Origin of the sequence: Zavarzinia sp. (genome assembly GCF_049306435.1) — a bacterium.
Lineage (GTDB): Bacteria > Pseudomonadota > Alphaproteobacteria > Zavarziniales > Zavarziniaceae > Zavarzinia.
On the sequence record NZ_JBAQRT010000182.1, the window covers coordinates 1 to 5302 of the forward strand.

Consider the following 5302-nt stretch of genomic DNA (forward strand, 5'->3'; position numbering starts at 1 on the left):
GGGCGACAGCGCCCGGCGTGTCGCGGAAGGTGGCTGCCGCCGCTTCCGGCCCGGTCATGCGGATATCGGTCCGCGTCAGGAACACCAGGCTGGGCTCGCTGTAGCCGACGGCGAGCAGGGCCGGGGCATCTCCGAGGCCAAGCCCGTCCAGCCGCGCCGCCAGCGCCCGCGATGGCCAGACCGCGTCGATCCCCGGCAGGATCGCGGCGAAGGCGGCGCCATAAACGGCGGCGGCGCCGATCACCATGACCATGATCGCCCGGGTGACCCGGCCCCGATGTTCGAGCACGAGAACCGCCACCGTGGCCAGCACGGCGACGAGGGCGGCGGCGATCCCGGCGATGCCCGGCCCGCCGCTGAAATGCCATTCCAGCCCGGCGAGGCCGAGGCCCAGCGCGATGCCGACGCCGCCGAAGCCGGCAAGCACCAGCACCCGCCAGATCCGGCCAAGACGCGAGACCGGCCGGAAGCCGCCCAGCGCCGCCGCCGCGCCCAGCAGCAGCAGGGCGGGATCGCAGGGCAGCGTGTAATGCGGCAGCTTGGTCGGGAACAGTTCGAAGGCGATGAAGCTCGGCACCGCCCAGGCGAGGCAGAAGCGGACGAAAGGCTGCCGCCGCTGTTGATAGGCCCAGGGCAGGCCGAGGCCGACCAGCAAAGCCCCCGGCCACAACATGCCGGTCATGGTCAGGAAATAATAACCAGGCGGCGCGCCATGGCTTTCCGCCCCGCCGGTCAGCTTGGTGGCGAGATCGCCGCCGACCGAATTGGCCAGGAACTGACCGTTGGAAATCAGGCTGATGGCGATCAGCCAGGGCAGCACGATGACGCCGACCAGCAACAGCCCGGTCACGGGCCGCAAGGCCCGGAGATAGGTCGCCGTCCGGCCGAGGCCGCGATCGGCGACGGCGAGACTGGCGACGGCGAGGCCCGCCACCATGGGCGTGATCGGCCCCTTGATCAGCACGCCGATGCCCACAAAAGCCCAGCCCGCGAGGGGCAGCAGCCAGGGCACCGCCCGTCCCGCCACGACGCGGGTATAGACGGTGCCGAAAATGGCCAGCGCCCCGGTCGTCGCCATCAGAAGGCTGGCGTCGGTCTTGGCGAGGCGGGCCTCGATGTTCAGGACGAGGGCGGCCGCCAGCAGCGCCGAGGCGGCGAAGGCGACATCATCGCCGGCGAACCGCCGGCCGAAGCCGTAAAGCAGCAGGACGGCGCAGAGCCCGGCGAGGAAGGAGGGCAGACGGTAGACCCAGATCGGACTATCCGCCCCCTCGCCCATCACGGCGACGGCGGCCGATTGCAGCCAGTAGATGCCGACCGGCTTCTTGTAGCGCGGCACGTCCTGGAAACGGATGTCGATGTAATTGCCGGACTCGACCATCTGACGCGACGCCTGGGCGAAGCGCGATTCGTCGCGATCCGTCGGCGGCAGGCGATTGAGACCGGGCAGGAACATGGCCAGGCACAGGAGCACGAGCACGAGCCCCCGGGCCACCCCCCCGGAGCGGGGGAGCGTCAGTTCACCGGGCGCCGCCGTCATCGCGCAGCCGGATCGGGAAGCGGGAGCGACGGATCAGCCACCAGACACCGAACAGATCGGTCGCGCCGACCAGCGCCCGGTCGAGGGTGCCGTATTTCGACGTCCCCTCCTCCCGCGCGCGGTGGCGGACGGGCACCGGCAGCACCCTGGCGCCATGACGCCGGGCCAGCGCCGGCAGATAGCGATGCATATGGTCGAAATGCGGAAATTCGAGGAAGAGGTCGCGGCGGAACATCTTCAGGCCGCAGCCCGTGTCCTTCACGCCGTCATGCAGCAGCTTCTGGCGCAGCCAGTTGGCGAAGCGCGAGGCATAGCGTTTCTGCCAGTTGTCGTTGCGCTTGATGCGCTCGCCGGCGATCAGGCCCGGCGCCTCCGGCCCGTTGGCGGCGGCCCACATCGCGGGCAGGTCGGCGGGGTCGTTCTGGCGGTCGCCGTCGAGGGTGCCGATCCAGCGCCCGCGCGCGGCGAGCACGCCCGAGCGCACGCCCATGCTCTGGCCATAGCGGCTGGCATGGCGGACGAGGCGCAGCTCCGGCGTGTCGCTTGTCCGGGCGATCAGCTTGGCGGCCGTATCGTCGTCGGAGCCGTCGTCGACGAAAATCACTTCAAATTCGATACCGACGGGCCGCAGGGCGGCCAGCACTTCGTCCAGCAAGGGAACGACATTGCCGGATTCATTCAGCACGGGGATGACGATACTCAGATCCATGGCACTCTGCTTTCGGCCGATCGTGGCCAAGGGTCTAGCCCGTCAGCCGCCGTTTGTCACCCGTCACAGCAACAGAAGCGCGGCGAGCCCGAGGAAGGCGAAGAAGCCGACGACATCGGTCACCGTGGTGACGAACACCCCGGAAGCAACGGCGGGGTCCACCCCCAACCGGTCGAGGGTGACGGGAACGAGGACGCCGGCAAGGGCGGCGGCGATCATGTTGATGATCATCGACAGGGCAAAGACCGCGCCCAGCTCCCAGTCGCCGAACCAGGCGTAGCCGATGCCGCCGACGATCGCGGCGAAGACGACACCATTGATCGCCCCGACCATCGCCTCCTTCAGGACGACGCGGCGGGCGTTGGCGGCGGTCAGCTCGCGCGTCGCCAGGGTGCGGACGGCGACGGTCAGGGTCTGGGTCGCGGCATTGCCGCCCATGGAGGCGACGATGGGCATCAGGACCGCCAGCGCGACGATCTTCTCGATCGCGGCATCGAACATACCGATGACGGCAGAGGCGAGGAAAGCCGTGCCCAGATTGACGAAAAGCCAGGCAAAGCGGGTGCGGGTGGTGGTCCAGACGGTTTCCTGGATGTCGGTCTCGGCGACGCCGCCGAGCAGCATGGCGTCTTCCTCGACCTCTTCCTCGATCACGTCGGCGACGTCGTCGGCCATGATGACACCGGCCAGAAGGCCGTCCCGGTCGACGACGGCGGCCGACATCAGGCGGTATTGCTGGAACAGGAAGGCCACTTCTTCCTGATCCATGTCGACCGGCACCAGATGTTCCGCCGGCTCCATGATCATGCCGATGGGCAGGTCGGCATTGGTGCGCAGGATGCGGTCGAGCGGCAGGGTGCCGACCGGACGGCGCAAGCCGTCGACCACGATGATTTCATAGAAGCGATCGGGCAGATCCGCCTCCTGGCGGAAATACTCGAGGGTGCGGCCGATGGTCCAATAATCGGCGACGGCGACGACATCGCGCTGCATCAGCCGTCCGGCGGAATCCTCCGGGTAGGCCAGGCCGGCCTGCAGGGTCCGCCGGTCCTCGGCCGGAAGCTCGGCCAGAACCTCGCGCTGATGCGCGTCGTCGAATTCGTTGAGGACATAGACCGCGTCGTCGGTCTCGAGCTGGCTGAGGGCCGCCGCCGCCTCGCGCGGGCCGATCAGGTCGAGGACCTCGGTCAGCACCGGGCCGTGCAATTCCGACAGAAGCTCGGGATCGAGATCGCCGCCGAGGGCCTCGATCAGCAGGCGGCGCCGGTCATGGCTCAGCTGTTCGATCAGATCGGCCAGATCGGCGACGTGAAGTTCGCCCGCGGCGGCCCGGATCGTGTCCCGGTCCTCGGTGTCGAGGGCGGCGACGGCATCGGCGTGCAGGTCCGCGTCGAGGCCATTCGGCCTGTCCTCGGGCAACTCGCGCAGATGGGGTTCGACCATGCTAGCCTCGACCAATACGCACCGGCCACAAGGCCGGGAGGGGCAGACCCTAGTGCAGCACGCCGTCCCCGAAAAGGGGCCGCGAAAAGGCACCGCAGGAAAATAGCCGACCGGGCGTTACAACCCCGTAACCAAGGCAGGACAGGACCGCACCATGGGCGGCAAGCCCGAGGCGACGACGGCAGGGGAAGACGATACCGCTCTGATGGCCCGCATCGCGCTGGGCGACGAGCGGTCGTTCGCCCTGCTCATGGATCGGCACCTGTCACGCGCCGTCGCGCTGGCCCAGCGTGTCACCGGCAGAAGGGCCATCGCGGACGAAATCGCGCAGGAAGCCTTTCTTCGTGTCTGGACCCGGGCGGCGGACTGGCAGCCGACGGCGCTGGTCTCGACCTGGCTATGGCGGATCGTGATGAATCTCTCGCTCGATCACATGCGGAAAGTCCGGCCGGGCGCGCTGGACGATATCCCCGAGCCCGTCGATCCGGGTGAAAGTCCGGAGGCGGCGACCCTGCGCGCCGCCCTGGGCCGGGCGCTCGAAGCCGCGCTGGCGGGCCTGCCGGAGCGTCAGTCCCAGGCGGTTCGCCTGTGCCTGATCGACGGCTTCAGCCAGGGCGAAGCCTCGGCCGCGCTGGAGATTACCGAAGGCGCCCTCGAATCCCTGCTGGTGAGGGCAAGACGCGCGCTGCGCGCCAGCCTCGCCGCCTATGCCCCGGCGGAGGCAAGCTGATGACCAAGACCATGACCCTGATCCATTTCACCCATGCGCTCGACCGCCATGGCCCCGATCTTTCCTGCTGGCCGGCGCCATCGGCCGCCGCCGGGCGCGAATTGCTGCGGCACTCGGCGGTGGCGCGCGAAGCCCTGAGCGCCGCCGAGGCCACGGCGACCGTCCTGCGCGCCCCGATGCCGGACGTGAGCGATCTCAAGGCCCGCATCCTGGCGGCGGCCCGGGCTTCCGGTCAGGCCCTTCGCGACAATATCGTGCCCTTCCCCACCCGCCGGGTACTGGCCCCGGCCGTCTTCGCCCTCGCGGCTTCACTGCTGGTCGGCATTTTCGCCGGCTGGACCGGCATGGTCGGCGATCCACTGACGACGACCTATGGCGACGATGCCCAGAGTTACGAAATCCAGGCCCTGACCGCCGGAGACAATCATGACAGTTGAACGCCGCTGGATCATCGGCCTCATCGCCGCCCTGACCCTGTCGCTGGCGGCCAATCTGGTCGTCGCCGGCATCGTCGTGTCGCGTCGCTTCGACAATCCGCCCCCGCCCTTCAGTTTCGAGAGCCCGACCGGGGCGGAAGGCCTGTTCGGCGAAATCTCGCCCGAGGGCCGCGCCGCCGTCCGGGCCACCATGCGCGACGCCCGCCGCGACCTGAAGGATACCTACAAGGCGATGCGGGTCCTGCGCGCCGAGATCAAGACCCTGCTCTATGCCGATACGCTGGACCGCGCGGCGCTGGAAGCCGCGCTCGACAAGCTGACGGCCCTGTCCGCCAGCGTGCAGTCCCGGGTACAGCATTCCTTCGTCGAGGCGGTCTCGCGGATGTCGGCGGCGGATCGCAGGCGCTTCACCCCGCCGGCCCGGCCCGAGCGGCCGCGCCGTC

6 protein-coding genes are annotated in these 5302 nt (G+C 69.2%); 3 read left to right on the forward strand and 3 right to left on the reverse strand.

Annotated elements, in window-relative coordinates:
* The 3 genes from WAZ62_RS10170 to mgtE form a co-directional block, all read right to left on the reverse strand.
* Positions 1 to 1480, reverse strand: a 1480-nt coding sequence (locus WAZ62_RS10170; protein ID WP_422643410.1) for an ArnT family glycosyltransferase, incomplete at its 3' end; no start/stop codon positions are given.
* Between the two features lie 40 nt (positions 1481 to 1520).
* Positions 1521 to 2249 (reverse strand): glycosyltransferase family 2 protein, encoded by a 729-nt coding sequence (locus WAZ62_RS10175; RefSeq protein WP_422643411.1) that lies wholly within the window; start codon positions 2247 to 2249, stop codon positions 1521 to 1523.
* Between the two features lie 63 nt (positions 2250 to 2312).
* On the reverse strand, positions 2313 to 3692 hold the full coding sequence (mgtE, locus tag WAZ62_RS10180) for a magnesium transporter (RefSeq protein WP_422643412.1): 1380 nt from the start codon (positions 3690 to 3692) through the stop codon (positions 2313 to 2315).
* Positions 3693 to 3846: 154 nt separating this feature from the next.
* Here mgtE and WAZ62_RS10185 point away from each other — a divergent pair, with 154 nt between their 5' ends.
* The 3 genes from WAZ62_RS10185 to WAZ62_RS10195 form a co-directional block, all read left to right on the forward strand.
* Complete coding sequence (locus tag WAZ62_RS10185; protein WP_422643413.1) at positions 3847 to 4422, forward strand: sigma-70 family RNA polymerase sigma factor; 576 nt, start codon at positions 3847 to 3849, stop codon at positions 4420 to 4422.
* The gene (locus WAZ62_RS10190; RefSeq protein ID WP_422643414.1) at positions 4422 to 4859 is read left to right on the forward strand and encodes a hypothetical protein; all 438 of its coding nucleotides are present in this window, start codon (positions 4422 to 4424) and stop codon (positions 4857 to 4859) included. The genes WAZ62_RS10185 and WAZ62_RS10190 overlap by 1 nt, the downstream gene beginning before the upstream one ends.
* The coding region (locus WAZ62_RS10195; RefSeq protein ID WP_422643415.1) for a periplasmic heavy metal sensor at positions 4849 to 5302 on the forward strand (454 nt) is incomplete at its 3' end. The genes WAZ62_RS10190 and WAZ62_RS10195, both read left to right, overlap by 11 nt.